21 protein-coding genes are annotated in these 25,089 nt (G+C 71.5%); 2 read left to right on the plus strand and 19 right to left on the minus strand.

The window, feature by feature from the left end:
• Positions 1 to 113: 113 nt before the first annotated feature.
• From gatB to OIE69_RS14180, 17 genes are all read right to left on the minus strand, one after another.
• A complete protein-coding gene (gatB, locus tag OIE69_RS14100) occupies positions 114 to 1,622 on the minus strand; it encodes an Asp-tRNA(Asn)/Glu-tRNA(Gln) amidotransferase subunit GatB (protein ID WP_326572303.1) in 1,509 nt (502 codons plus the stop codon).
• Positions 1,623 to 1,647: 25 nt separating this feature from the next.
• Positions 1,648 to 1,887, minus strand: a complete 240-nt coding sequence (locus tag OIE69_RS14105; RefSeq protein ID WP_326572304.1) for a hypothetical protein — start codon at positions 1,885 to 1,887, stop codon at positions 1,648 to 1,650.
• Entirely contained in the window at positions 1,884 to 3,377 is a 1,494-nt protein-coding gene (gatA, locus tag OIE69_RS14110; RefSeq protein WP_326572305.1) for an Asp-tRNA(Asn)/Glu-tRNA(Gln) amidotransferase subunit GatA, read from the minus strand. Before gatA ends, OIE69_RS14105 begins: the two co-directional genes overlap by 4 nt.
• A gap of 5 nt (positions 3,378 to 3,382) precedes the next feature.
• Positions 3,383 to 3,679 (minus strand): Asp-tRNA(Asn)/Glu-tRNA(Gln) amidotransferase subunit GatC, encoded by a 297-nt coding sequence (gene gatC / locus OIE69_RS14115; protein WP_326572306.1) that lies wholly within the window; start codon positions 3,677 to 3,679, stop codon positions 3,383 to 3,385.
• A gap of 211 nt (positions 3,680 to 3,890) precedes the next feature.
• The gene (locus tag OIE69_RS14120; RefSeq protein WP_326572307.1) at positions 3,891 to 5,999 is read right to left on the minus strand and encodes a putative bifunctional diguanylate cyclase/phosphodiesterase; all 2,109 of its coding nucleotides are present in this window, start codon (positions 5,997 to 5,999) and stop codon (positions 3,891 to 3,893) included.
• Between the two features lie 216 nt (positions 6,000 to 6,215).
• A complete protein-coding gene (gene ligA, locus OIE69_RS14125; RefSeq protein WP_326572308.1) occupies positions 6,216 to 8,444 on the minus strand; it encodes an NAD-dependent DNA ligase LigA in 2,229 nt (742 codons plus the stop codon).
• Between the two features lie 7 nt (positions 8,445 to 8,451).
• Positions 8,452 to 9,417 carry a methionine synthase gene (locus tag OIE69_RS14130; RefSeq protein WP_326581137.1) on the minus strand — a complete coding sequence of 322 codons (966 nt, stop codon included), beginning with the start codon at positions 9,415 to 9,417 and terminating at the stop codon, positions 8,452 to 8,454.
• A gap of 92 nt (positions 9,418 to 9,509) precedes the next feature.
• Positions 9,510 to 10,199, minus strand: a complete 690-nt coding sequence (locus OIE69_RS14135) for an SDR family oxidoreductase (RefSeq protein ID WP_326572309.1) — start codon at positions 10,197 to 10,199, stop codon at positions 9,510 to 9,512.
• A gap of 27 nt (positions 10,200 to 10,226) precedes the next feature.
• Positions 10,227 to 10,766, minus strand: a complete 540-nt coding sequence (locus OIE69_RS14140) for an LOG family protein (protein WP_326572310.1) — start codon at positions 10,764 to 10,766, stop codon at positions 10,227 to 10,229.
• A gap of 76 nt (positions 10,767 to 10,842) precedes the next feature.
• Positions 10,843 to 12,006, minus strand: coding sequence for a tRNA 2-thiouridine(34) synthase MnmA (gene mnmA, locus OIE69_RS14145; protein WP_326572311.1), 1,164 nt, complete (start codon positions 12,004 to 12,006; stop codon positions 10,843 to 10,845).
• Between the two features lie 269 nt (positions 12,007 to 12,275).
• Positions 12,276 to 13,445, minus strand: coding sequence for a cysteine desulfurase family protein (locus OIE69_RS14150; RefSeq protein WP_326572312.1), 1,170 nt, complete (start codon positions 13,443 to 13,445; stop codon positions 12,276 to 12,278).
• A 70-nt stretch (positions 13,446 to 13,515) separates the two neighbouring features.
• Positions 13,516 to 14,181, minus strand: a complete 666-nt coding sequence (locus OIE69_RS14155; RefSeq protein ID WP_326572313.1) for a trimeric intracellular cation channel family protein — start codon at positions 14,179 to 14,181, stop codon at positions 13,516 to 13,518.
• 26 nt (positions 14,182 to 14,207) lie between these two features.
• The gene (locus tag OIE69_RS14160; RefSeq protein ID WP_392567502.1) at positions 14,208 to 15,302 is read right to left on the minus strand and encodes an ABC transporter ATP-binding protein; all 1,095 of its coding nucleotides are present in this window, start codon (positions 15,300 to 15,302) and stop codon (positions 14,208 to 14,210) included.
• An 11-nt stretch (positions 15,303 to 15,313) separates the two neighbouring features.
• Entirely contained in the window at positions 15,314 to 16,408 is a 1,095-nt protein-coding gene (locus OIE69_RS14165) for an ABC transporter ATP-binding protein (protein ID WP_392567503.1), read from the minus strand.
• Complete coding sequence (locus OIE69_RS14170; protein WP_326572314.1) at positions 16,405 to 17,406, minus strand: ABC transporter permease; 1,002 nt, start codon at positions 17,404 to 17,406, stop codon at positions 16,405 to 16,407. Before OIE69_RS14170 ends, OIE69_RS14165 begins: the two co-directional genes overlap by 4 nt.
• 113 nt (positions 17,407 to 17,519) lie before the next feature.
• A complete protein-coding gene (locus tag OIE69_RS14175; protein ID WP_326572315.1) occupies positions 17,520 to 19,331 on the minus strand; it encodes an ABC transporter substrate-binding protein in 1,812 nt (603 codons plus the stop codon).
• A 48-nt stretch (positions 19,332 to 19,379) separates the two neighbouring features.
• Positions 19,380 to 20,375, minus strand: a complete 996-nt coding sequence (locus OIE69_RS14180) for an ABC transporter permease (protein ID WP_326572316.1) — start codon at positions 20,373 to 20,375, stop codon at positions 19,380 to 19,382.
• Positions 20,376 to 20,702: 327 nt separating this feature from the next.
• Here OIE69_RS14180 and OIE69_RS14185 point away from each other — a divergent pair, with 327 nt between their 5' ends.
• Positions 20,703 to 22,214 (plus strand): DUF885 family protein, encoded by a 1,512-nt coding sequence (locus OIE69_RS14185; protein WP_326572317.1) that lies wholly within the window; start codon positions 20,703 to 20,705, stop codon positions 22,212 to 22,214.
• 295 nt (positions 22,215 to 22,509) lie between these two features.
• On the opposite strand, the gene OIE69_RS14190 is transcribed toward OIE69_RS14185, so the two are convergent.
• Both OIE69_RS14190 and OIE69_RS14195 read right to left on the minus strand, forming a co-directional pair.
• Positions 22,510 to 23,295 (minus strand): enhanced serine sensitivity protein SseB C-terminal domain-containing protein, encoded by a 786-nt coding sequence (locus OIE69_RS14190; RefSeq protein WP_326572318.1) that lies wholly within the window; start codon positions 23,293 to 23,295, stop codon positions 22,510 to 22,512.
• Positions 23,296 to 23,372: 77 nt separating this feature from the next.
• The gene (locus tag OIE69_RS14195; protein WP_392567504.1) at positions 23,373 to 24,155 is read right to left on the minus strand and encodes an enhanced serine sensitivity protein SseB; all 783 of its coding nucleotides are present in this window, start codon (positions 24,153 to 24,155) and stop codon (positions 23,373 to 23,375) included.
• Positions 24,156 to 24,338: 183 nt separating this feature from the next.
• Between OIE69_RS14195 and OIE69_RS14200 the strand changes: the two genes are divergently transcribed.
• Positions 24,339 to 25,082, plus strand: coding sequence for a hypothetical protein (locus OIE69_RS14200; protein ID WP_326572319.1), 744 nt, complete (start codon positions 24,339 to 24,341; stop codon positions 25,080 to 25,082).
• Positions 25,083 to 25,089: the final 7 nt, after the last annotated feature.

Genomic DNA, 25,089 nt, shown 5'->3' on the forward strand with positions numbered 1-25,089 from the left:
GGGGAATTTATTTCGCCCTTACAAGCGGCGGACCTGCGACGACGCAGAAGGGGCGGGCCCCCGACCGGGAGCCCGCCCCTTGAGTACCTACCGGCCGTGACGGCCGTGCCGGATCAGCCCTGGACGCCCAGCTTCTCCAGTACGAGCTCGCGCACGCGCTTGGCGTCGGCCTGACCGCGGGTGATCTTCATGACGGCGCCGATGAGCGCGCCCGCGGCCGCCAGGTTGCCGCCGCGGATCTTGTCCGCGACGGCGGCGTTGGCCGCGATGGCCTCGTCGACGGCCGCGCCGAGCGCGCCCTCGTCCGAGACGACCTTCAGGCCGCGCTTGTCCACGACCGCGTCGGGCTCGCCCTCGCCGGCCAGCACGCCCTCGATGACCTGGCGGGCCAGCTTGTCGTTGAGCGAGCCCTCGGCCACCAGCGCCGCCACCCGGGCCACCTGGGCCGGGGTGATGGGCAGGGCGCCCAGTTCCACGCCGTCCTCGTTGGAACGGCGGGCCAGCTCGCCCATCCACCACTTGCGTGCGGCGGCCGCGTCGGCGCCCGCCTCCATGGTGGCGACGATCAGGTCGATCGCGCCGGCGTTGAGCACCGACTGCATCTCGTGGTCGGAGATGCCCCAGTCCTCCTGCAGGCGCCCCCGGCGCACCCGCGGGAGCTCCGGCAGACCGGCCCGCAGTTCCTCGACCCACTCGCGGGCCGGGGCGACGGGGACGAGGTCGGGTTCCGGGAAGTACCGGTAGTCCTCCGCCTCCTCCTTGATGCGGCCGGAGGTGGTGGAGCCGGTGTCCTCGTGGAAGTGCCGGGTCTCCTGGACGATCGTGCCGCCCGAGGAGAGCACGGCCGCGTGCCGCTGGATCTCGAAGCGGACGGCCCGCTCGACGCTGCGCAGCGAGTTCACGTTCTTGGTCTCGCTGCGGGTGCCGAACTCCTCCCGGCCGATGGGGCGCAGCGACAGGTTGACGTCGCAGCGCATCTGGCCCATCTCCATGCGGGCCTCGGAGACGCCCAGGGCCTTGATCAGCTCGCGCAGCTCGGTCACGTACGCCTTGGCGACCTCGGGCGCGCGCTCACCGGCGCCCTCGATCGGCTTGGTGACGATCTCGATCAGCGGGATGCCGGCCCGGTTGTAGTCCAGCAGCGAGTGCGAGGCGCCGTGGATACGGCCGGTGGCGCCGCCCACGTGCGTGGACTTGCCGGTGTCCTCCTCCATGTGGGCGCGCTCGATCTCCACACGGAAGACCTCGCCGTCCTCCAGCTGGACGTCCAGATAGCCGTTGAAGGCGATCGGCTCGTCGTACTGGGAGGTCTGGAAGTTCTTCGGCATGTCCGGATAGAAGTAGTTCTTCCGGGCGAAGCGGCACCACTGCGCGATCTCGCAGTTGAGCGCGAGACCGATCTTGATCGCCGACTCGACGCCGGTCGCGTTGACGGCCGGCAGCGCGCCGGGCATGCCCAGGCACACCGGGCACACCTGGCTGTTGGGCTCGGCGCCGAGTGTCGTCGAGCAGCCGCAGAACATCTTTGTCTTGGTGCCGAGCTCGACGTGGACCTCGAGGCCCATCACCGGGTCATAGGTCGCGAGCGCGTCCTCGTACGACACCAGGTCCGTGACGGTCACAGTTCCGATACCTCTCAAATTCCCGTCAGGATGACAGCACGTCGTCGTCGCCGAGCCGCCGCAGCTGGCGGACCAGCAGGGCCACGCCGGTGGCGATGGCGGCGGCGCTCACGACGGCATCGATCAGCAGCAGCGTGTCGCTGTCGGCCCGGCCGCGCTTCATCTGCCGTGCCACACCGACCGCGCCGAAGAGCGTGGTGCCGATCGACAGGTAGGTGCCGGACTTGCTCTTCTTGAAGCCCTTGGCCTTCTCGAGCTTGCTCACAGGATCGGTGCCTCCTCCAGCAGCGGGTGTCCCCAGCGTGCGGTGAACGCCGCTTCGACGGCCGCACCGACACGGTAGAGGCGGTCGTCGGCCATGGCCGGGGCGATGATCTGCAGACCGACCGGGAGCCCGTCCTCGGAAGCGAGGCCGCAGGGCACGGACATGGCGGCGTTGCCCGCCAGGTTGGCCGGGATGGTGCACAGGTCGGCGAGGTACATCGCCATCGGGTCGTCCACGCGCTCGCCGATCGGGAACGCGGTGGTGGGGGTGGTCGGCGAGATGACCACGTCGACCTGCTGGAAGGAGCGCTCGAAGTCCCGGGAGATCAGGGTACGGACCTTCTGGGCGCTGCCGTAGTACGCGTCGTAGTAGCCCGAGCTGAGCGCGTACGTGCCGAGCATGATGCGGCGCTTGACCTCGGGACCGAAGCCGGCCTCGCGGGTGAGGGCGGTGACGTCCTCGGCGCTGCGGGTGCCGTCGTCGCCGACCCGCAGGCCGTAGCGCAGGCCGTCGAAGCGGGCCAGGTTGGACGAGCACTCGGACGGCGCGATCAGGTAGTACGCGGCGAGCGCGTACTCGAAGGACGGGCAGGACAGCTCGACGACCTCGGCGCCGAGCTCGCGCAGCAGCTCGACGGACTCGTTGAACCGCTCCATGACGCCGGGCTGGTAGCCCTCGCCCGCGAACTCCTTGATGACGCCGACCCGCAGGCCCTTGACGTCGCCGTTGCGCGCGGCCTCGACGACCGGCGGGACGGGGGCGTCGATGGAGGTGGAGTCCATCGGGTCGTAGCCCGCGATGACCTCGTGGAGCAGCGCCGCGTCCAGCACCGTACGGGCGCAGGGGCCGCCCTGGTCCAGGGAGGAGCTGAAGGCGACCATGCCGTAGCGGGAGACCCCGCCGTAGGTCGGCTTGACGCCGACCGTGCCGGTGACCGCGGCCGGCTGGCGGATGGAGCCGCCGGTGTCGGTGCCGATGGCCAGCGGGGCCTGGAAGGAGGCCAGGGCGGCCGAGGAACCGCCGCCGGAGCCGCCGGGGATGCGGGTGAGGTCCCACGGGTTGCCGGTCGGGCCGTAGGCGCTGTTCTCGGTCGAGGACCCCATGGCGAACTCGTCCATGTTGGTCTTCCCGAGGATGACGATGCCGGCCTGCTTGAGGCGGGCGGTCAGCGTCGCGTCGTACGGCGGGACCCAGCCCTCGAGGATCTTGGAGCCGACGGTCGTCGGGATGCCCTTGGTGGTGAAGATGTCCTTCAGCGCCAGCGGGACGCCCGCGAGCGGGCCGAGCCTCTCGCCCGCGGCACGCTTGTCGTCGACGGCCTTGGCGGCCTTGAGGGCGCCCTCGGTGTCGACGTGCAGGAAGGCGTGGACCTTCTCGTCGACCGCGCCAATGCGGTCGAGGTGGGCCCGGGCGACCTCGACGGCGGACGTCTCGCCGGAGGCGACGGCGGCCGCGGTCTGCGCGGCGGTGAGCCTGGTCAGATCGGTCATCGTGATCAGTCCTCCCCCAGGATCTGCGGCACCTTGAAGCGCTGCTGCTCCTGGGCGGGCGCGCCGGACAGCGCCTCCGCCGGGGTCAGGCTGGGCCTGACCTCGTCAAGGCGCATGACGTTCGTCAGCGGCAGCGGGTGGGAGGTCGGCGGTACGTCCTCGCCGGCCACCTCGGAGACGCGGGCGACCGCGCCGATGATGGCGTCGAGCTGTCCGGCGAAGTGGTCGAGCTCTTCGTCCTTCAGCTCCAGACGCGACAGCCGGCCGAGGTGGGCGACCTCCTCGCGCGTGATGCCTGGCATGCAGCGATCCTCTGGGGGTGAGTTTGGTCTTTTCGCGCCCAATCCTATGGGCGCGGGCGCCCCGGGGGCGAAACGGTTTGCGCTTCGCCCCGCCGGGGTGCGCCGGGACGGGCCGGCCGGGCCCGTGGTGCCGCCGGGGCGGATGGGGTCCACGGGGCGCCCGCGACGCCGCGCGGCGGGTGCGGGCCCGCAGGTCGGAGGCCCACAAACGTTACTGCGCGTCGGGGACGGCGGCCCGCTCCTTCGCGGCCTCCAGCTCCGCCGGGCGACGCCATCCGGAACGGCCGCGCAGCCGCAGCCAGGCCGTGGTCTCCTCCGGGGGCATCGCGGCGGCGACGAGCCAGCCCTGGATCGCGTCGCAGCCCAGGTCCCGCAGGCGCTCCCACGTCTCGTCGTCCTCGACGCCCTCCGCCACGACGAGGAGGCCGAGGGAGTGGGCGAGGTCGACCGTGCAGCGCACGATCTCCGCGTCCTCGGCGTCGACGGACAGCCGCGCCACGAACGAGCGGTCGATCTTGAGCTCGCTGACCGGCAGCCGCCGCAGATGCACCAGAGAGGAGTACCCGGTGCCGAAGTCGTCCAGCGACATCTTCACCCCGTGCCCGGTCAGCCCTGCCATGGTGTCGGCGGCGCGTTGCGGGTCCTCCAGCAGCACGTGCTCGGTGATCTCCAGTTGCAGCGCCCCCGGCGGGACCCCGTGCCGGGCCAGGCGTGCGGCGACGGCCCCGGCGAACCCGGGCGAGTGCACGTCGCGCGGCGAGACGTTGACCGCGACGGGGACGTCGAGCCCCATCGCCCGCCACCGGGCGACCTGCCCGAGGGCGGTCTCCAGGACGTACTCGGTGAGCTGCGGCATGAGCCCGGAGGTCTCGGCGATCGCGATGAACTCCTCGGGGCTCACCCGGCCGCGCTCGGGGTGCACCCAGCGGACCAGCGCCTCCAGGCCGACGACCTGTCCGTCGAAGCGGACCTTCGGCTGGTAGTGCAGCTCGACCTCGCCGCGGTCCAGCGCGCGGCGCAGGTCGCCGAGGAGGCCCAGCCGGTCGGGCGTGTTGCCGTCGCGGGAGGACTCGTAGACCTCGACCCCGCTGCGGTCGCGTTTCGCCTGGTACATCGCGACGTCGGCGCGGCGCAGCAGGCCCTCGGCGTCACCGGCGTGATCGGGGTAGACGGCGACCCCGGCGCTGGCCTCGAGCACCAAGGTCAGGCCGTCGAGACTTAACGGCGAGCTCAGCGCGGCGACCAGGGCCCTGGCGATGCGCTGGGCGCGGGTCGGCGCGTCGCAGGTGGGGAGCAGGACGGCGAACTCGTCGCCGCCGAGCCGGGCGACCTCGGCGCCGCGCGGCAGGGCCAGCCGCAGACGGTCCGCGATCTGCACCAGGAGCCGGTCGCCGGCCATGTGGCCCAGGGTGTCGTTGACGGAGCGGAACTTGTCCAGGTCGATCAGGATGAGGGCGGCGCGCTCGCCGCTGCGGGCGGCGTCGTCCAGCGCGGTCCAGGTGCGCTCCAGCAGCCACTGACGGTTGGGCAGTCCGGTGAGGGGGTCGCGCAGTTGTTCCTCGGCGCGGGCGTGGGCGATCCAGAGGGTGGAGTCGAGCGCGATCAGGGGCACGGCGAACAGCGGGAGCAGCAGGGGCAGATCGGCCGCGACGATGATGATCAGCGGGGAGATGCCGAGCAGGGCGACGCCGACGAAGCCCTGGCGTATCAGGGCGGTGCGGGCCACGGTGGGCAGCGCTCCGGCGCGCGGCACGATCGCGTACCACAGGAGCGTGCGGGTCGCCGCCAGGTAGCCGAGTGCGGCGGCGAGCACCGCGGGGACGGCGGCCATCCCCCATGTGGCGGGTTGCCAGGGTTGTTCGACGGACGGGTGGGTGCCGAAGACGGAGAGCGCGAGCGAGGCCGCGCCGATGCCCAGGATGTCCACGGCGCCGTGCAGCAGCGCCTCCCGCCAGCGGTGCCGGCGGGCCGCGCCGACCAGGACGACGACGGCCAGGCTGACCAGCACCGCGGGCACCCAGCCGTAGAGCAGCAGCATGGCGAGCGTCAGGGCGGCGCCGGAGCCGGTGCCGCCCCACCAGCGGTCCCGGCCCATGGCGACCAGGTGGCCGACGATGATGCCGGTGAGCACGGCGAACGCCCAGCCGACGTCCCCGCCGGGGAAGAAGGCGTTGCCGTCCACGAGTATCCGGACCACGCCCACGACCAGGGCCGCCGCGGCAGCGCCCACGACCGAGTACCTGAGTGCCGCCGCGGGCAGCACCGGCGCGGCCGGCCCGAGCAGCCGCTGCGCCGGTCCAGCGCTGTCCGTCGGTTCCATGCCCGTACCCTCTCGCAGCCGCGTGTGCCGTTCCACCACACGCCCGTGCCCGCGGGATTGACCACCGGGCTGCTGGAGGGCCCATGCCCGGAAGGCGCGCCTCTCAACAGTAGGCCGATAAAGGCTGTCACGGGCACCGATCGGCTGCTGTTGCCCGGAATGGATCCCACCCTCCCGGATCGTTCCCCTTTGGGCCGAAAGGGTGATGACGTGGTGTCAGCCCTCGGGGTTCACGGCCGCCTCCCGGGCCGCGTCGGCGCCCTGCCCGAGCAGCACGGCGAAGCCGTCCTCGTCCAGGATCGGCACCTTCAGCTGCACCGCCTTGTCGTACTTGGAGCCCGGGCTGTCGCCGACGACCACGAAGTCGGTCTTCTTGGAGACCGATCCGGTGACCTTGGCCCCGCGGCTCACGAGCGCCTCCTTCGCGCCGTCCCGGGTGTGGGTGGCGAGGGTGCCGGTGACGACGACGGTGAGGCCCTCCAGCGGGCGCGGCCCCTCGTCGGATCCCTCCTCGGTGAAGCGGACCCCGGCCGCCTTCCACTTGCGGAGGATCTCGCGGTGCCACTCCTCCTCGTACCACTGCTTGAGTGAGGCGGCGATGATCCCGCCGACGCCGTCGACGCCCGCCAGGCGCTCCTCGTCGGCGGCGAAGACGGCGTCCAGGTCGCGGAACTCACGGGCCAGGGCCTCGGCGGCGACCGGGCCGACGTGACGGATCGACAGACCTGCGATGATCCGGGCGAGCGGCTGCTCCTTGGCCTTCTGGATGTTCTCCAGCATGGCCACCGCGTTCTTCTTCAGCTCGCCCTGCTGGTTGGCGAAGACCGAGACGACCTTCTCCTCGCCGGTCTCCGGGTCGCGCTTGGGCAGGCCGGTGTTCTGGTCGAGGACATGGGCGCGGATGGGCAGCAGTTCCTCGGGGGTGAGGTCGAACAGGTCGCCCTCGTCGCGCAGCGGCGGGTCGGCGGGCTCCAGCGGGCCGGTGAGCGCGGCCGCCGCGACATAGCCGAAGTTCTCGATGTCCAGGCACTTACGGCCGGCCAGATAGAACAGCCGTTCGCGCAACTGGGCCGGGCACGAGCGGGCGTTGGGGCAGCGGAGGTCGATGTCGCCCTCCTTCATCGGCCGCAGCGGGGTGCCGCACTCGGGGCACTGGGCGGGCATCACGAACGCGCGCTCACTGCCGTCCCGCAGGTCGACGACCGGGCCGAGGATCTCCGGGATGACGTCACCGGCCTTGCGCAGCACGACGGTGTCGCCGATGAGGACGCCCTTGGCCTTGACCACGTCCTGGTTGTGCAGGGTGGCGAACTCGACCTCGGAGCCGGCCACCGTAACGGGCTCGACCACCGCGTACGGCGTCACACGGCCCGTGCGGCCCACGCCGACCCGGATGTCGACCAGCTTGGTGTTGACCTCCTCCGGCGCGTACTTCCACGCGATGGCCCAGCGCGGCGCGCGGGCGGTGGAGCCGAGCCGGCCCTGCAGCGGGATCTCGTCGACCTTGACGACGATGCCGTCGATCTCGTGCTCGACGTCGTGGCGGTGCTCGCCGTAGTAGGCGATGGCCTCCTTGACCTCCGCGAGCGTGCCGACAACGCGGGCGTACCTGGTGGTGGGCAGGCCCCACTCGTGCAGCAGCTCGTAGGCGTGCGACTGGCAGTCGATGGCGAAGCCCTCACGGGCGCCGATGCCGTGCACCACCATGTGCAGCGGGCGGCTCGCGGTCACCCGGGGGTCCTTCTGCCGCAGGGAGCCGGCGGCGGCGTTGCGCGGGTTGGCGAAGGGCTTGTCGCCCGCCTCGACCAGACGGGCGTTGAGCTCCTCGAACTTCTCCATGGGGAAGAAGACCTCGCCGCGGATCTCGACCAGCGCGGGGACGCGCTCCCCCGCCAGCCGGTCCGGGATCTCGGCGATGGTGCGGACGTTGGGCGTGATGTCCTCGCCGGTGCGGCCGTCACCGCGCGTGGCGCCGCGCACCAGGCGGCCGTTCTCGTACGTGAGGTTGACGGCGAGTCCGTCGACCTTCAGCTCGCACAGGAAGTGGTAGGTGCCGCCCTCGCCCGCCGGGGGACCCAGCTCCGCGGCGAGGCGTTCGGCCCAGGCGTTCAGCTCCTCCTCGGTGAAGGCGTTGTCGAGGGAGAGCATGCGCTCGCGGTGCTCGACGGAGGTGAACTCCGTCGCATAGGCGCCGGACACCTTCTGGGTCGGCGAGTCCGGCGTGCGCAGTGACGGGTGCTCGTCCTCCAGCGCCTCCAGCTGCCGCAGCAGCTTGTCGAAGTCGGCGTCGCTGACGACCGGCTGGTCCTTGACGTAGTAGCGGAAGCGGTGCTCCTCGACCTGCTCGGCAAGGGAGGCGTGCAGCTCGCGCGCCTTCGCCGGCACGTCCTCGTTCCTGGCGCCCTCGGGGATCACGGAGTCCTCCACGTCCACGTCCTTCCTCATCCCATCCTCACTCAGGGTTGTCGACGAGCGAGCGTGCCGCCTTCGCGCAGTGCACGAGCGCGGCACGGGCATAGGCCGGCGAGGCCCCCGCCAGTCCGCAGGTCGGGGTCACCGCCACGGAGGTGCCCAGATCCCCCGGGGACAGCCCCAGCCTGCGCCACAGCGCCCGAACACCACTGACGCTACCCGCAGGGTCCGACAATGGGGCGTCGGTACCCGGGACGACACCGGTGAAGAGCGCGGTTCCCGCCTCGGCCGCCTCGCCGAAGGCGTCCCAGTCACTCTCCGTGAGCAGCGAGAAATCGAACGAGACCCCCGCCACCCCGGCCCGGCGCAGCAGCGCGAAGGGCACCTCCGGCGCGCAGGAGTGCGCGATCACGGGCACGCCGTCCCCACCGCCGACGGCCGCCATGACGTCCCGCAGCGCGCCCTCGACGACGCCCCGGTCCACCGCGCGGTGCGTGCGGTAGCCGCTGGCGGACCTGACCCGGCCCTGGAGCACGGCGGTCAGCGAGGGCTCGTCCAGCTGCAGCACGGGCCTCGCGCCGGGCACGCGCCGGCGCACGTCCTCCAGGTGCAGCCGCAGTCCCTCGCCGAGCGAGGCGGCCAGGTCGCGGCAGGCCCCGGGATCGGAGAGCGCCGCCTCGCCGTTCCTCAGCTCGACGGAGGCCGCGAGCGTCCACGGCCCGACGGCCTGGAGCTTGAGGGGGCCCTCGTAGCCCTGGGTGAACTCCTCCAGGGCGTCCAGGTCCTCCCCCAGCCACGCCCCGGCCCGGCGGGTGTCCCGGCCCGGACGGTCGCCGAACCGCCATCCGCTGGGCTCCACGCGCGCGTACAGCTCGACCAGCATCCCCAGCGTGCGGCCGATCATGTCGGCGCCCGGGCCGCGCGCGGGCAGCTCCGGCAGGAACGGCAGCGCCTCCAGCGCCCCGGTCGCCGTCCGTGCCGCCTCGCGCGCGTCACCTCCCGGCATCGATCCCACGCCGGTGGCCGCCCCTTCGGGCAGCCGGAACTTCGCTTCGGTACCTTCCGTGCTCACCGGTGCAGCCTACGACGGCGGGCCGGTCAGGCTCCCGGCCGGATCGTCAGGTCGTTGATCTCGGCGTCCCGCGGCAGGTCGACCGCCGTCAGGATCGCCGTCGCGACCGACTCGGGGGCGATCCAGCGCGAGGGGTCGTACGCCTTGCCCTCCTGCTGGTGCACCTTGGCCTGCATCGGCGTGGCGGTACGGCCCGGGTAGACGGAGGTGACCCGCACCCCGTTGGCGTGCTCCTCGTGGCGCAGGGAGTCGGCGAGCGCCTTGAGTCCGTGCTTGCTGGCCGCGTAGGCGCCCCACTCGGCATGCGCGTTGAGCCCGGCACCGGAGTTGACGAAGACCACGTGGCCGCGGGACAGCCGCAGTTGGGGCAGGACGAGGCGGGTCAGCTCGGCGGGGGCGACGAGGTTGGCGGCGAGCGTCCGGTTCCAGGTCTTCGGGGTGAGCTCGCCCACCTGCCCCAGGTCCACGACGCCCGCGATGTGCAGCAGGGAGTCCAGCCGGTCCGGCGGCGACTGGTGGCCCAGCGCCCAGGACAGCCGCTCCGGCTCCGCGAGGTCGCCGACGAGGGTGCGCGCGCCCGGGAAGCGGTCGGCCAGTTCCTTGGCACGTCCGGCGTTGCGGGCCAGCAGCCACAATTCGTCGCCGCGTTCGAGGAGGCGCTGCGCCACGACGGCGCCGATGCCGGAGCCCGCGCCGGTGATCAGGTGAATCGACATGGGCCCCATGCTGTCATCCCCGCCGGCTCACACGATGCCGGCGTCCTCCTCCAGGTAGGCGAGCGCCGAGACCCCGTCCTCGGCGAAGAACACCAGGTCGGTGAGGGGCAGCGGCAGGAAGCCCTCCGCGTCCATGCGCTGGAACTGCTCCTTGAGCCCGTCGTAGAAGCCCGCCGTGTTGAGCAGGACGACCGGCTTGGTGTGCAGCCCGTGCTTCTTCAGCTCCAGGATCTCGGTCGCCTCGTCCAGCGTGCCGGTACCGCCCACCATGACCACCACGGCGTCCGCGCGGGCCAGCAGCTCCGCCTTGCGCTCGGCGAGGTCGGCCGCGATCACCATCTCGTCGGCGCCCTTGCGCGCCTTGGCCGCCAGGAACTCGACCGAGACCCCGACCAGGCGCCCGCCGTGCTCCTGCACCCCGTCCGCCATCACCTTCATCAGGCCCACGTCCGAGCCGCCCCACACCAGGGTGTGGCCGCCCTTGCCGATCAGCTCGGCGAACTGGCGGGCCGGTTCGGTGTAGCGGGGCTCGAGGTCGGCGGCGGAGAGGAAGACGCAGATGTTCATGCGGGCCAGTCTCGCGCATGGCACCGGACGCCGGGCAGGGGGTCGCCCGGCCGTTCCGTGCCCCGCGTGCGGACGGTCAGGCGCTCGCCGCGGCGCGCGGGCTGCGCTCCGTCGCGGCGATCGTCGCCGAGCCGACGACACGCGTACCGTCGTAGAGCACGACCGCCTGGCCCGGCGCGACGCCGCGGACGGCTCCGCCGGTGAAACGGACGCTGAGCTCCCCGTCGGCCAGCTCGGCCGTGACGGGCACGTCCTCGCCGTGGGCGCGCAGCTGGGCGGTGTACGTACGCGGCCCGGCGCCGTCGGGCGCGGTGCCGCACCAGCGCGGGCGGATCGCCGTCAGCGCCGTGACGTCCAGCGCCTCGGCCGGGCCGACGGTCACCGTGTTGTCCACCGGCGAGATGTCGAGCACGTAGCGCGGCTTGCCGTCGGCGGCGGGCACGCCCAGGCGCAGGCCCTTGCGCTGGCCCACGGTGTAGCCGTAAGCGCCGGAGTGGGTGCCCAGGCGCTTGCCGTCCTCGTCGAGGATGTCGCCCTCGGCGGTGCCGAGGCGCCGCGCGAGGAAGCCCTGGGTGTCGCCGTCCGCGATGAAGCAGATGTCGTGGCTGTCGGGCTTCTTCGCGACGGACAGACCGCGGCGGGCCGCCTCCGCCCGGATCTCGCCCTTGGTGGTGAGGGTGTCGCCGAGCGGGAACATGGCGTGCGCCAGCTGCCGCTCGTCGAGGACGCCGAGCACGTACGACTGGTCCTTGGCCGCGTCGGAGGCGCGGTGCAGCTCGCGGGATCCGTCGGGGTTGACGACGACGGTGGCGTAGTGGCCGGTGCACACGGCGTCGAAGCCGAGGGCGATCGCCTTGTCGAGCAGCGCGGCGAACTTGATCTTCTCGTTGCAGCGCAGGCAGGGGTTGGGCGTACGGCCCGCGGCGTACTCGGCGACGAAGTCGTCGACGACGTCGGCGCGGAAGCGGTCGGCGAGGTCCCAGACGTAGAACGGGATGCCGATCACGTCGGCGGCGCGGCGGGCGTCGTGGCTGTCCTCGATCGTGCAGCACCCGCGGGCTCCGGTGCGGAAGGACTGCGGGTTCGCGGAGAGGGCGAGGTGCACGCCCGTGACGTCGTGCCCCGCTTCGGCGGCGCGGGCGGCCGCCACGGCCGAGTCGACGCCACCGCTCATCGCGGCGAGCACGCGGAGGCGACGGCCGTCGCCAGGACCTGTGGGTGCACCGGGGAAGTCAGTCATAGCGCCTCCTAGAGTACGGCGCCCCGGCGACGCTTTGCGGGGCCGGTCACCGCGGGGCCCTCGCCGGGCTGCGCGTGTGCGGACGAGTACCGGTTGCGTTGCGCCTGCGGCGGGCGGTCTCCCACCCGCCCGTTGCCGCCTGCGGTGCGTGAACGGAAAGGCGGCACGCTGCCGCAGGCCGCCGACGCACCGCCGGCGCCCACGGGGGCCACCCCCGCACGGCGACGGCGACGCACGGGTGGGCGGGCGGGAAAGGCCCGCCGCAGGCGTTACATCAGGCCCGCGCTGCGGGCGCGGGCCACCGCGGGGCCGATGGCCTCGCCGAGGGCCGCGACGTCCTGGGCCGTCGAGGTGTGCCCGAGGGAGAACCGCAGGGAGCCCCGCGCCAGGTCGGGGTCGGCGCCCATGGCCAGGAGGACGTGGCTGGGCTGGGGGACGCCGGCGGTGCACGCGGACCCGGTGGAGCACTCGATGCCCTGGGCGTCGAGCAACATCAGCAGGGAGTCCCCCTCGCACCCGGGGAAGGAGAAGTGGGCGCCGGCCGGGAGGCGGCCCCCGGGGGCGGGGTCGCCGTTGAGGATGGCCTCGGGGACGGCCTCCCGGACCCGGGCGACCAGGTCGTCGCGCAGGGCGCCGATCTCCCGCGCGAAGTCCTCGTGCCGTTCCGCCGCCAGCGCCGCGGCGACGGCGAACGCCGCGACCGCGGGCACGTCCAGCGTGCCGGAGCGCACGCCGCGCTCCTGGCCGCCGCCGTGGAGGATGGGGACCGGGCCGATCTCGCGCCGGAGCACCAGCGCGCCGACCCCGTACGGGCCGCCGACCTTGTGCCCGGTCACGGTCATGGCGTCCAGCCCGGACGCCGCGAAGTCGACCTCGACCTGGCCGAGGGCCTGGACGGCGTCGGAGTGCAGCGGCACCGCGAACTCCCGTGCCACCTCGCTGAGTTCAGCGACCGGGAAGACCGTGCCGACCTCGTTGTTGGCCCACATGACCGTGGCGAGGGCCACATCGCCGGGGTCGCGGGCGATGGCCTCGCGCAGGGCCTCGGGGTGGACGCGCCCGTGGGCGTCGACCGGGAGCCATTCGACCCGGGCGCCCTCGTGCGTGGCGAGCCAGTCGACGGCGTCGAGGACGGCGTGGTGCTCGACGGGGCTGGCGAGGACCCGGGTGCGTCGCGGGTCGGCGTCGTGGCGGGCCCAGTACAGACCCTTGACGGCGAGGTTGTCGGCCTCGGTGCCGCCCGCGGTGAAGACGATCTCGCTGGGGCGGGCGCCGAGCGCGGCGGCGAGGGACTCGCGGGACTCCTCCACCGTGCGCCTGGCCCGGCGGCCGGCCGCGTGGAGGGAGGATGCGTTGCCCGTGACGGCGAGGTGCGCGGTCATCGCCTCGACCGCCTCCGGCAGCATCGGGGTCGTGGCGGCGTGGTCGAGGTAGGCCATGATGAGCGTGATTCTACGGCGGCCGCGGCGCCTTCCCGGACCGAGGCCCGCCCTCCCGGGCGGTGCCCCGCTACAGGTGGAGTTCCTCCGCCGCGGTGGTGCGCCGGTGCCAGGCGCGGGGCGCGCGCCAGTGGTAGCGCATGGCCAGCAGTCTGAGGGCGAAGGCGCTGACGACGGCGAGGACCCCGGTCGCGGGGGTCAGGGCCTGGAACTTGATGAGCACCACCACGACGGTGGCCCCCACGATGGCCGGTACCGCGTACAGGTCGCGGTCCCAGCGCAGCAGGGAGGGGACCTCGTTGCCGAGCAGGTCGCGCATCACGCCCCCGCCGACGGCGGTGGCGAGGCCGAGGGTGGCGGAGGCGGTGAGGTTGAGGCCGTAGTCGTAGGCCTTGGTGGTGCCGGCGACGCAGAAGAGGCCGAGGCCGGCGGCGTCGAAGACATTGATGGTGGTGTTGATCCGCTCGACCTGGGGGTGCAGGAAGAACACCACCGTGGTGGCGATCAGCGGGGTGAGGAAGTACCCGAGGTCGGTGAAGGCGGCCGGCGGGACCGCCCCGATGATCAGGTCCCTGATCAGCCCTCCGCCCAGCGCGGTGACCTCGGCGAGCACCGCCATGCCGAAGACGTCGTAGTTCTTGCGTACGGCGAGCAGCGCGCCGGAGATCGCAAAGACGAAGATTCCGACGAGGTCGAGCACGTGCTGGACGGAGTGGCTGAACAGTTCGGTGTGCACCGGCTCCATTGTGCCGGGCGCCGGGGTTATGCCTTTTCGGCCGTCTTCCCGGCCGTACCGCCGCCGGAGTCACCGGAGTCCCCGGAGTTCTCCGGGTGGTGGCAGGCGACCTGGTGCCCGGTGGCCAGGGTGGCCAGCGGGGGCTCCGTGGTCTTGCAGACCTCGGTCGCCTTCCAGCAGCGGGTGTGGAAGCGGCAGCCGGACGGCGGGGAGATCGGCGACGGCACGTCGCCGGTCAGCAGGATCCGCTCGCGCTTGGCGCGCCGCTTGGGGTCCGGCACCGGCACCGCGGAGAGCAGCGCGTTGGTGTACGGATGCATCGGCTTGGTGTACAGGTCCTCGCGGTCCGCGACCTCGACGATCTTGCCGAGGTACATGACCGCGATGCGGTCCGACACGTGCCGGATGACCGACAGGTCGTGCGCGATGATCACGTAGGTCAGGCCGAGCTCGCTCTGCAGGTCGTCCAGGAGGTTGACCACCTGGGCCTGGATCGAGACGTCGAGCGCCGACACCGGCTCGTCCGCGACCACGAGCTTGGGCTTGAGCGCCAGCGCGCGGGCGATGCCGATGCGCTGCCGCTGGCCGCCGGAGAACTCGTGCGGGTAGCGGTTGTAGTGCTCGGGGTTGAGGCCGACCAGCTCCAGGAGGTTCTGGACCTCCTTCCGCACCCCGTTCTCCGTCTGCACCTTCTGCAGCCGGAACGGCGCGCCGACGATGGTGCCGACGGTGTGCCGCGGGTTGAGGGAGGAGTACGGGTCCTGGAAGATCATCTGCACGTCGCGGCGGAGCGGGCGCATGCCCCCGGTGCCCAGGTGCGTGATGTCGCGGCCCTCGAACTCGACCTTCCCACCGGTCGGTTCGAGCAGCCGGGTGATCAGCCGGCCCATGGTGGACTTGCCGCACCCGGACTCGCCGACCACGCCGAGGGTCTCCCCGGCGTTGACGTGGAAGTCGATGCCGTCGACGGCCTTGACCGCGCCGACCTGGCGGCTCAGCAGGCCCTTCCGGATGGGGAAGTGCTTGACCAGGCCGCTGACCTTGAGCAGAGCCTCCCCCTCAGCCGTGGGCGCGGGTTCCGTCGCCGTCTGCTGGGGGATCGTGACGTCGTTGTTGGGCACAGCCTGGTCCTTCACAGCTTGGGCGCAATCTCTTCGGTCCAGATGCGCTCCCGATCCGCCGTGCGCAGGTGGCACGCCGCGAAGTGGCCGCCGCCGACGTCCTGGAGCTCCGGCACGACCGTGCTGCTGGCGCCGTCGGTCAGCTCCGCGTACGGGCAGCGGGGGTGGAAGGCGCAGCCCGGGGGCACGTTGATGAGGCTGGGCGGCGATCCCTTGACCGGGACCAGGCGGTCCGTGCGCTCGCGGTCGATGCGCGGCATCGACCCCAGCAGGCCCCAGGTGTACGGGTGCTGCGGCTCGTAGAACACCTTCTCCGCGCTGCCGCGCTCGATGCAGCGGCCGCCGTACATGACCAGCAGGTCGTCGGCGAGTTCGGCGACGACGCCGAGGTCGTGGGTGATCATGATGACCGCTGAGCCGAACTCCTTCTGCAGGTCCCGGATGAGGTCCAGGATCTGCGCCTGCACGGTCACGTCGAGCGCGGTGGTCGGCTCGTCGGCGATCAGCAGCTCGGGGTTGTTGGCCAGCGCCATGGCGATCATCGCGCGCTGCCGCATGCCGCCGGAGAACTCGTGCGGGTAGGCGTTGACGCGCCTGTCGGGCTGGGGGATGCCGACCCGGTCCAGCAGCTCGACCGCGTGCTTGCGGGCGGCCTGCTTGGTGACCTGGTTGTGGATCCGGTACGCCTCGACGATCTGCTGCCCCACCGTGTAGTAGGGGTGCATCGCGGACAGCGGGTCCTGGAAGATCATCGCCATCTTCTGGCCGCGCAGCCGGCGCACCTCCTCGGCGGAGGAGGAGATCAGCTCCTTGCCGTCCAGCCAGACCTCGCCGCTGATCTGCGGCTTGGAGCGGCTGTGCCCGGCACGGTGCAGACCCAGGATGGCGAGCGAGGTGACGGACTTTCCGGAGCCCGACTCACCCACGATGCCGAGGGTCTTGCCGCGCTCCAGGTTGAAGGACAGCCCGTTGACGGACTTCACCAGGCCGTCGTCGGTCGGGAAGTGGACCTTCAGGTCGCGTACCGCCAGGAATTCCTTGGGGGCGGACGACCGGTCCGACACCACGCCGGGTGCGGGGGTCTCGGTGGAGGGACTCTGGTTCACGTCAGCCTCACGCGCGGGTCGACGACGGCGTACAGCAGGTCAACGACCAAGTTGGCCATGACAATGAAGAAGGCGGCGAACATGGTGACGCCGAGGATGACCGGCAGGTCCTGGGTGCTGATCGCGTTGACCGCGGCGTTGCCCAGTCCCTTCAGGTTGAAGACGGTCTCGGTGAGCACGGCACCGCCGAGCAGCTGGCCGAGGTCGAGACCGAAGACGGTGATGATCGGGGTGAGCGTGGACCGCAGGGCGTGTTTGCCGATGACAACGCCCTCCTTGAGCCCCTTCGCCCGCGCAGTGCGGATGTAGTCCTCGCCCAGGATCTCCAGCATGGTGGCGCGGGTGAGCCGGGCGTAGGTCGCGGCGAAGAGGAACGCCAGCGTGATCCAGGGAAGGATGAGGTTCTGGGCCCACAGCAGCGGGTTGTCGGCGAAGTCCACGTACCCGATCTCCGGCAGCCAGCCCAGGGAGTGGACGAAGATCGCCGAGGCCAGCAGTCCCGTGAAATAGACGGGCAGCGAGACACCCGCGAGCGCCGTGATCATCGTCGCGCGGTCCAGCACGGTGCGTCTGCGCAAGGCGGAGATCACACCGGTGGCGACGCCTCCGAGGAGCCACAGCGTCGAGGCCCCCGCCGCGAGTGAGGCGGTCACGGGGAGCCGGTCGAGCAGCATCGGCCACACCGGCTGCTCGTTCTTGAAGGAGTAACCGAAGCAGGGCGCCGGGCAGTGGGTCTTGTCCGTGCCGCTGTCGTAGTCACGGCCGACCACGATGCCCTTGACGAAGTCCCCGTACTGGACGGTGATCGGCTTGTCCAGGCCCATCTTGTGGCGAATGCCCTCGATGGCCACCGTGTTGGTCGCCCGCCCCGCGTAGAGGAGAGCCGGGTCGCTTCCGGTGATCTTCGGCACCATGAAGAAGATGCCGAAGGTGACCATGGAGACCACCACCAGCAGGGCGACGACATTGATCAGTCGTCGAAAGATGTAGACGAGCACTGAACTCGGCAACCGCCGGGCGGCCGCCGGCCCCTTGTGGGGACCGGCGACCGCCCGCGGCGGCCTTCACCTGCCCTTCGCGCTTAACTATCTAGCTGGTGTGACGGGAATTACTACTCGACGCCGACGACCGCGAGGTCGATGCGGCCGCCCTGGCCCTCGCTGGCGAAGACGTTCGTCATCCGCGGGTTGCGGTAGGTGAGCGCCTTGTCGAAGTTGATGGGCAGGTACAGGGCCTTCTCCATCACCAGCTTGTTGATCTGGCCGTAGTCCGCCGCGGCGGCCTCAGGAGTCGACTCACCCGCGGCCTTGTCGAACAGCCCGTTGATCTCCTTGTCGTTGATCAGCGAGAAGTTGTTGTTGCCGTTCTGCAGGATGTAGCGACCGTCGACCAGGGCCTGCAGGAAGCCGGCGCCGGTGTTGAAGTCGGCACCCCAGCCCATGATGACGACGCCGTAGCCCTTCTTCTTCACGTTGTCGGGCGAGCCGACGACGGAGGAGGACTGGCTGCCGTCGTACTGGTCGATGGTGGCCTTGATGCCGACCTTGTCCAGCGACGCCTGCAGCGACTCGGCGGTCTTGACCTCGGGGGCGCGGTTGTTGCGGACCGCGATCACGGTGGAGAAGCCTTCGGGGTGACCGCAGGCCTTCAGGGCCTCCTTGGCCTTCTCCGGCTGCGCCTTGCCCGCGGCCAGGCCGTACGGGTCGTACGTCTTGTCCGAGCCGGGGACGTTCGGCGGCAGCATGTTCAGGCCGTAGTCACCGCTGGTCGGGCCGCCACGGGCGGTCTGCAGGGACTTCGGGTCGGCCGCGTAGATTATCGCCTTGCGGCAGTCCACGTTGTCCAGCGGCTTCACGTTCGTCGGGAACGCCATGTAGCGGATGTAGCCCGTGTACGGGTTGTCCGCGTTCGCCTTGTACTTGGGGTTCTGCAGGATCTTGATCTTCGCGGCCTGCTGCACGCCCGTGCCGTCGATCGCGTAGTCGATGTCACCCGACAGCAGACGGGAGTCCATGTCGTCGGGGTTGGTGGTCACGGTGAAGGTGACCTTGTCGGGCAGCGCCTTGCGGACGGTGTCCGTCTTCGGGTCCCAGTGCTCGTTGCGGACGAACACGGCGCCCTTGCCGGCGGTGAAGGACTGGACCTTGTACGGACCGGTGGCCACCGGGTGGTTGGTGTACTTGGCGCCGTCGTCCTTGGCCTGCGGCACCGGGGAGGTGTCGGCCATGGCGAGCAGGAACGGGAAGTCCGAGTACGCCTTCTTGAGGTTGAAGACGATGGTCTTGTCGTCCGGCGTCTGGACGGACTTCAGCCCGAGCTTGTTCGGGTCCTTGTCCTTGTACGGGCCGGGGTACTTCTGGCCCTGGTCCAGCTGGTCGATGATGTAGACCGGGCCGCCGGACAGCACGTCCTGCGCGAAGACGCGCTCGATGCCGTACTTGATGTCCTTCGACGTGATCTCGGACCCGTCGTCGAACTTGACGCCGTCCTTCAGGTGGAAGGTGTAGGTCTTGCCGTCGTTGGTGACCTCCGGCATCTCCTTCGCCAGGTCCGGGACGAGCTTGTTGCCCGCCTCACCCGGCTTGGAGTCGTAGGTCAGCAGCTGGCGGACGTACAGGCGCTGGATGTCCCACACGAAGCCGTAGTAGGCACGCGCCGGGTCCAGGAAGTCCACGTCCTGCGGCGACCAGAGCTTGAGCGTGCCGCCCTTCTTGTCGGACGCGTTCAGCACCTTGCCCTTGGTACCGGCGTCGAAGCCGGCGCCTTCGCTGGAGGTCTTCTTGTCGTCGGATCCTCCACCCCCACACGCTGCGGTCAGCGACAGGGCTCCGGCAAGCGCGATCGCCCCGAGTGCTTTGCCTCTGCGATTCACTGTTGTACAACCTCCGTGATCTGAACTGCCCGTGACGCGATGCCGCGTCATCCGGTTTGAAGAGGCCCTCCGGCTGGACCGGCGGCCGGGATACGGCGCTCAGCTCCCCTTGGGGTCGAGCGCATCCCTGAGCCCGTCCCCGAAGAGGTTGAAAGCCAGTACGGTGATGAAGATCGCCACACCGGGGACCACCATGTAGGTGGGGTCCGCCTGGTAGATGGGCACGGCGTCGGAGAGCATCTTGCCCCAGGAGGGGGTGGGAGGCTTGACGCCGGCGCCGAGGAAGCTGAGCGCCGCCTCAGACAGGATGTTGGTCGGGATGATCAGGGTCGTGTACACGAGGATCGGTGCCACGAGGTTGGGCAGGAGCTCCCGCCCGAGGATGTGCAGTCGTCCGGCGCCGAGGCTCCGCGCCGCTTCGACGAACTCGCGTTCCCGCAGCGAGATCGTCTGTCCGCGGACGATGCGTCCGATGTAGGGCCAGCCGAAGAAGCCGATGACCACGATCAGCACGCCCATGCGGACGCCCGAGCCGGTCAGGCCCCACACCGAGTCCGGGACGACCGAGACCAGGGCGATGGTGAAGAGCAGTTGCGGGAAGGCCAGGAGCAGGTCCATGAGCCGGCTGATGGCGGAGTCGACCCACCCGCCCATGTAGCCGGCCACGGCCCCCAGCACGCTGCCGATGACGACCGACACCAGCGCGGCGAGGAAGGCCACCAGCAGCGAGATCCGGGCGCCGTAGACGATGCGGCTGAAGACGTCGCGGCCGTTGGTCGGTTCGACGCCGAGCAGGAAGTCCGAACTGATGCCACCGAAGGCGCCCTTGGGCGTGCCCAGGTCGGGATCGATGAGGTCCTCGTGGAACTCATTCGGGTCGTGGCCGAGGAAGTGCACCAGCACGGGTGCAAGCACGGCGATCAGAATGAGCAGGATCACGACGAATCCGCCGGCAAGCGCGACCTTGTCCCGCTTGAGCCGCATCCAGGCGATCCGGCCGGGTGAGCGCCCCTCGATCGCCTTCGCCGGGACATCGGCGGTGACGTCGGGCAGTGCCGTCTCGGCGGCAGCGGTGTCGTGCAGCGGTGCTGTCATTTCTCCTCGTGCATCCCCCTGCCGGCGGTGACCGGCTTCGCCTGGTCGTCCGCCCGGGTCGACGGAGCGGACCGACCATTTCGGGCGGAGCTCTTTGATGGTGGTGCGATGGGGCCTGGGCTGTGGGTGTTGAGTTTGTGATGAATCGTTAAGGCGACGCGTGAGGCGCCTTGGTGCGCGAGTCTTCATGGGGCGTGGATCACGCGCCAGACCCCACCGGGAAGCGATGCGCAACCGTGATGTGGTGAACCTTCGTCCGTTATTACCGCAGTGTTACGCGCGTTGACAGATCGCCGCGAGGCAACGGGAGTCGCTACCTTCGATGCCATGAATGATCGGCTTCGCTCGGTGTGCGACCTGATGGTCCCCGTGGTCAGGGAGATGGCGGGACTCCACGAGTACGACGGCCGGGTGCAGGACCTGTCGCCCGACGGCGTCCGCCGCGGACTGTCCTCGCTCGCCCACGCCCGGCTCCGCGAACCGGCCCTTTCCGACCCCCACGACGAACGGCACCTTTCGGTCTTCGAGGACACCCTCAAGGTCCAGTACGGCGAGCTGGAACTGCACCGCCGCGACCCGTATCCGCATTTGTCCAATCTTGAACTCACCGCCTACGACCGCGAGTACGCGCCCCGCGAGGAACTCTCCGAGGCCCGCAGACGCCACCTCCAGCAGTGGCCGGACGCCGTCGACGCGGCCATCGCGTCGCTCGACCGGGTGAGTGCGCCGGTCGCCGGGGCACTCCTCGGGGCGGTCCGCGGTCTCGCCGCCGACCTCGACCCGGAGACCGAGCCGGAGGCGGGTCCCGCGCTCGCCGCGCACTCCCGCCTGGTCGACCACATCGCCCGCGCCGCCGAGACCGGCGACCCCGATCCCCGGCTCGGCGGGGAGGCACTGACGCTGCTGATGGGCAGTCAGGAGGGCCTGCGTGTGGACCTGTCGGCGCTCGCCGACGAGGCCGAACGCGAGCGGGACCGGCTCACCGCGCTCCTCACCGAGTCCTGCGGACGGCTGGACCCGAAGGCCACCGTGGACGAGCTCATCCCGCGACTGCTGGCCGACCACCCGGACGCCGACGGGGTGATCCCCGAGGCGGCGCGGCTCACCGAAGAGGTCATCGACTTCACCCGCCGGCGGGGGCTCGTGCCCTGGCTCGACGGCGACTGCCTCGTGGGCCCCGCGCCGCCGTCGCGCCGCTGGTCCATGGCGATGATGACCTGGGCCGCACCGGAGGAGGCCGACTCCGCCTCCTGGTACCACGTCACCCCGCCGGAGCCGGACTGGCCCGAGCAGGAACGCGAGGAGTGGCTCTCGGTCTTCAGCCGCACGAGCCTGCCGGCCATCACCGTCCACGAGGTGGCACCCGGCCATTTCGCCCACGGCCGGGCATTGCGACACGCACCCACGCAGGTACGGCGTGTCCTGCACTCGCTGTCCTTCTGCGAGGGCTGGGCGCACTACGTCGAGGAGGTCTGCCTCGAGGAGGGCTTCCGCTCCCGCGACCCCCGCTTCGCGATCGGCGTGGCCCTGGAGGCGCTCGTCCGCGTCACCCGGCTCGCGTGCGCGATCGGACTGCACACGGGGGCGATGACGCTGGAGGAGGCCACGCAGCGGTTCATGCGGGACGCCCACCTCGCGCGGGCCGGCGCGGCCTCCGAGGCACGGCGCGGCACCTTCGACGCGGCGTACGGGCGCTACACCTGGGGCAAGTTGGAGATCATGCGGCTGCGTGAGCGCGCCCGGCGCGCCTGGGGGCCGGAGTTCTCGCTGCAGCGGTTCCACGGGGCGCTGCTGGAATTGGGGAGCCCGCCGCTGGGGCTCATCGACGCGGTCCTCTGAGAGGCGGCCCCTCGCGGGGCCCTTGCGGGGCTCGCCGCGGTGCGTGGGCGGGTGCGGGTCCGTTGCGCCTGCGGCGGGCTGTCTCCCGCCCTCCCGCCCGTTACCGCCTGCGCAGCGGTGAACGCAGCGAAAACCGGCCGCAGCCGCAGCCGCCGACGCGCCGGCACCACCCACAGGGGCCACCCGCATCCGCGGACGGCGCCGCAGGGGTGGGCGGGTGCGAAAAGCCCGCCGCAGGCGCAACGCACCCGCCCACGCACCGGCGCCACGGCACCCGGAAAGCCCGCCGGAGGCCTCAGTAGGGCTGCGGGGCCCAGCCGTACGTCGCCCCGGGCGCACCCGGGGCACCCGGCGCGCCGTGGGCGTCGCGGGAGTAGAAGGGCTGCGCCGAGGCCCGCATCCACATGCCGACCGGGTCGTACTCATCCGTCAGCGCGACCGTGGCGACCGGCAGCCCCTGCGGCACCGCCCCGAGGGCGGACTGCATCATCAGGCGCACCGTCTCCACGGACTGGGGCCCGGCGTCGTAGAGGTCGACGCCGATCGCCAGGTACGGCTCGCCCAGCGCGGGCTGCACCCAGGCGCGCCGCAGCGAGCGGACGGCCGGGGTGCGATGGGCCTGCTGGGTCAGCAGGGCGTAGTACTGGGGGATCTGGAGCGCGGGCTCGCCGATCCGCAGCGGTCCGGCCGGGGAACGGTCGAGGCCGAGGCAGACGCGCCGCAGGTCGAGCCAGGGGATGCCGATGCCGCCGCCGGGGGCGTGCGGGTTGAGCCACAGTCCCCAGCGGTCGGGGAAGAGCGATTCCGCGATCTCGCGACCGGACACCACCTCGTGGGCCCGGTTCCAGCCGCAGGCGGTGAACTCCTGCGGTGAGGTCACGCAGGGCGCGTAGCCGTGGCCGGCGACCTCCATGTTGCCGTACTGCGCGTCCGCCCCGCCGGGGGTGCCCTGCCAGAGCAGCATCCACACCTGGCTGTCGGCGAGGGCCCGCAGCACCTCCTCGTAGGCGTCGTACCTACCGGGCGTCACCTGCCGGAGCGCATGCTCCAGCCCCCCGCCCCCTCCCACGCCGGCGCTCACGTGTCCCGCCCTTCCGCGTCTGCCTTGTCCGCGTCGTCTGCTTCGCCGAATGCCTCGGGTGTCGTGCCGGACCCAGGTTATGCGCCCGTGCCGACATAGAAGGGTCGCACGCGCTCCAGCATCCAGTCGCCGATGGGGTCCTGTGCGACGTCCAGCAGCACCAGATTGACCTGCCAGGGCAGCGCTACGGCGCCGAGCGCGCGCCCGAGGGCGGCCATGGCGGCGGCCCGGTCCTCCTCCTGCCAGCGGTCGAGTTCGACGCCGACGAAGAGCGTGGCGGGGTCGCCCTCGACGCTGGCCAGCGCGCGGCGGGCGGAGAGCACGACGGGGGTGACGGCGAACTCGCCCGCCGCGGCGGCCAGGAAGTCGACCGGCTCCTGGTCCGGCGAGGGTTCCCACAGCCGGACCCGGGCGCCGCTCGGGGTACCGGGCTCGCGGTCGGTGCGGCACAGCTCCATCACCGCGGCGGGCGGCAGCGGAAGGCCCACCGCACCCCCGGGGTTCACGGCGATCCCCAGCTGCGGGGGCAGCCCGCGGGCGAACTCGCGGGCGGGGGCGACGGCGAAGTTCATGCCGGAACCGGCGGCGAGGAACTGCTGTTCGGAGCTGAAGACCGGAACGTAGACGCCGCCTTCGAGTTCGAGGGTCGGCAGGTCGAGGTCGGTGCTCTCGGGACCGCCGCCGTTCGGCAGCGGGATCCACAGCTGCGAGCGCCCGAGCACCTCCAGGACGCGGGCCGTGGCACCCGGATCGCCGAGTGCCGCGGAGAGCACTTCCTCGAGCTCGTTGGCGGGCCAGCCGCCGGCACTGTGGCCCGACGGGGCGAAGCCGTCCGATATCCGCTGCCCCGGGATGTTCACTGCGTCTCGCCTCGCAATTTGCCGTGGTGGTGCGCTCCGTGGAAACCCTATCCGGCGGCGGGCGCGAGCGACCCCCGCACCTCACATCCGTCACATAACGCGATGGTCCGGTTGCGAAGCGTCACCACGGCTCCGAAGGTAGGACGAGCAAGGAGAAAACCCTCAACCGGGAGATATCTCGACATGCGCATCACCAGGATCAACTCCACCCTCATAGCGGCGGCCGTGTGTGCCGCGCTGACGATGGGCCTCACCGGCGGTGTCGCGAGTGCCCAGGCCCCCACCCGGAGCACGGCCGTCGAGGTCGAGCACCTCGCCGCCCGGGCGGCGGACACGGGCAACGCCGAACTCATCGCCAAGTTGGGTGACACGCTGTCCATCGGGGCCAAGCTCACCCAGGAAGCCCAGATCGAAAGCCCGGACTCGGCGAAGCTGGACGAACTCCGCATGGGTCTGGAGGAGGCGAGCCGACAGCTGGCCTCGGTCCTCGACCAGGCTGGTGCGGTATCTCCCGGCGTCACCGACCCGTCGGCCTTCGATCCGGGCGCGCCACAACCGGGCCTGGAGCCAGGCGATCTCGGCCAGCCGGGTGACCCGGGCGCCATCGACCAGGTCGGCGGTCCGGGCGACCAGAGCGCCGCGGACGCCGTCACCGACGTCAAGAACGCGCTCACCAAGCTGGTCCAGGACGTCACGGACCTGCTGGCCAAGGTGGTCGCCAAGGACCTCGCGGGTGTGACGGCCGGTGTCGCCACCGTCGTCGCCGACCTGCAGGCCCTGCTGCTGGCGGTGCCGAAGCTGCTCACCGGCGCGCTGCCGCTGCCGCTTCCGCTCCCGCTGCCGCTCCCCTTGAACGACCAGGGGGAGCAGCTGCCGCCCGAGGCGCAGATCGCGCCGCAGGCCCAGGAGGACCTCCAGGGTCAGTAGCGGTACC

The organism is Actinacidiphila glaucinigra (assembly GCF_035918135.1).
GTDB lineage: Bacteria > Actinomycetota > Actinomycetes > Streptomycetales > Streptomycetaceae > Actinacidiphila > Actinacidiphila glaucinigra.

Bases quoted from the DNA above. Each gene is read 5' to 3' on its own strand.
- gatA (WP_326572305.1), bottom strand. From the start codon at position 3,377: ATGACCGATCTGACCAGGCTCACCGCCGCGCAGACCGCGGCCGCCGTC.
- gatC (WP_326572306.1), bottom strand. From the start codon at position 3,679: ATGCCAGGCATCACGCGCGAGGAGGTCGCCCACCTCGGCCGGCTGTCG.
- OIE69_RS14120 (WP_326572307.1), bottom strand. From the start codon at position 5,999: ATGGAACCGACGGACAGCGCTGGACCGGCGCAGCGGCTGCTCGGGCCG.
- ligA (WP_326572308.1), bottom strand. From the start codon at position 8,444: ATGAGGAAGGACGTGGACGTGGAGGACTCCGTGATCCCCGAGGGCGCC.
- OIE69_RS14130 (WP_326581137.1), bottom strand. From the start codon at position 9,417: ATGCCGGGAGGTGACGCGCGCGAGGCGGCACGGACGGCGACCGGGGCG.
- OIE69_RS14135 (WP_326572309.1), bottom strand. From the start codon at position 10,199: ATGTCGATTCACCTGATCACCGGCGCGGGCTCCGGCATCGGCGCCGTC.
- OIE69_RS14140 (WP_326572310.1), bottom strand. From the start codon at position 10,766: ATGAACATCTGCGTCTTCCTCTCCGCCGCCGACCTCGAGCCCCGCTAC.
- mnmA (WP_326572311.1), bottom strand. From the start codon at position 12,006: ATGACTGACTTCCCCGGTGCACCCACAGGTCCTGGCGACGGCCGTCGC.
- OIE69_RS14150 (WP_326572312.1), bottom strand. From the start codon at position 13,445: ATGGCCTACCTCGACCACGCCGCCACGACCCCGATGCTGCCGGAGGCG.
- OIE69_RS14175 (WP_326572315.1), bottom strand. From the start codon at position 19,331: ATGACGCGGCATCGCGTCACGGGCAGTTCAGATCACGGAGGTTGTACA.
- OIE69_RS14180 (WP_326572316.1), bottom strand. From the start codon at position 20,375: ATGACAGCACCGCTGCACGACACCGCTGCCGCCGAGACGGCACTGCCC.
- OIE69_RS14185 (WP_326572317.1), top strand. From the start codon at position 20,703: ATGAATGATCGGCTTCGCTCGGTGTGCGACCTGATGGTCCCCGTGGTC.
- OIE69_RS14200 (WP_326572319.1), top strand. From the start codon at position 24,339: ATGCGCATCACCAGGATCAACTCCACCCTCATAGCGGCGGCCGTGTGT.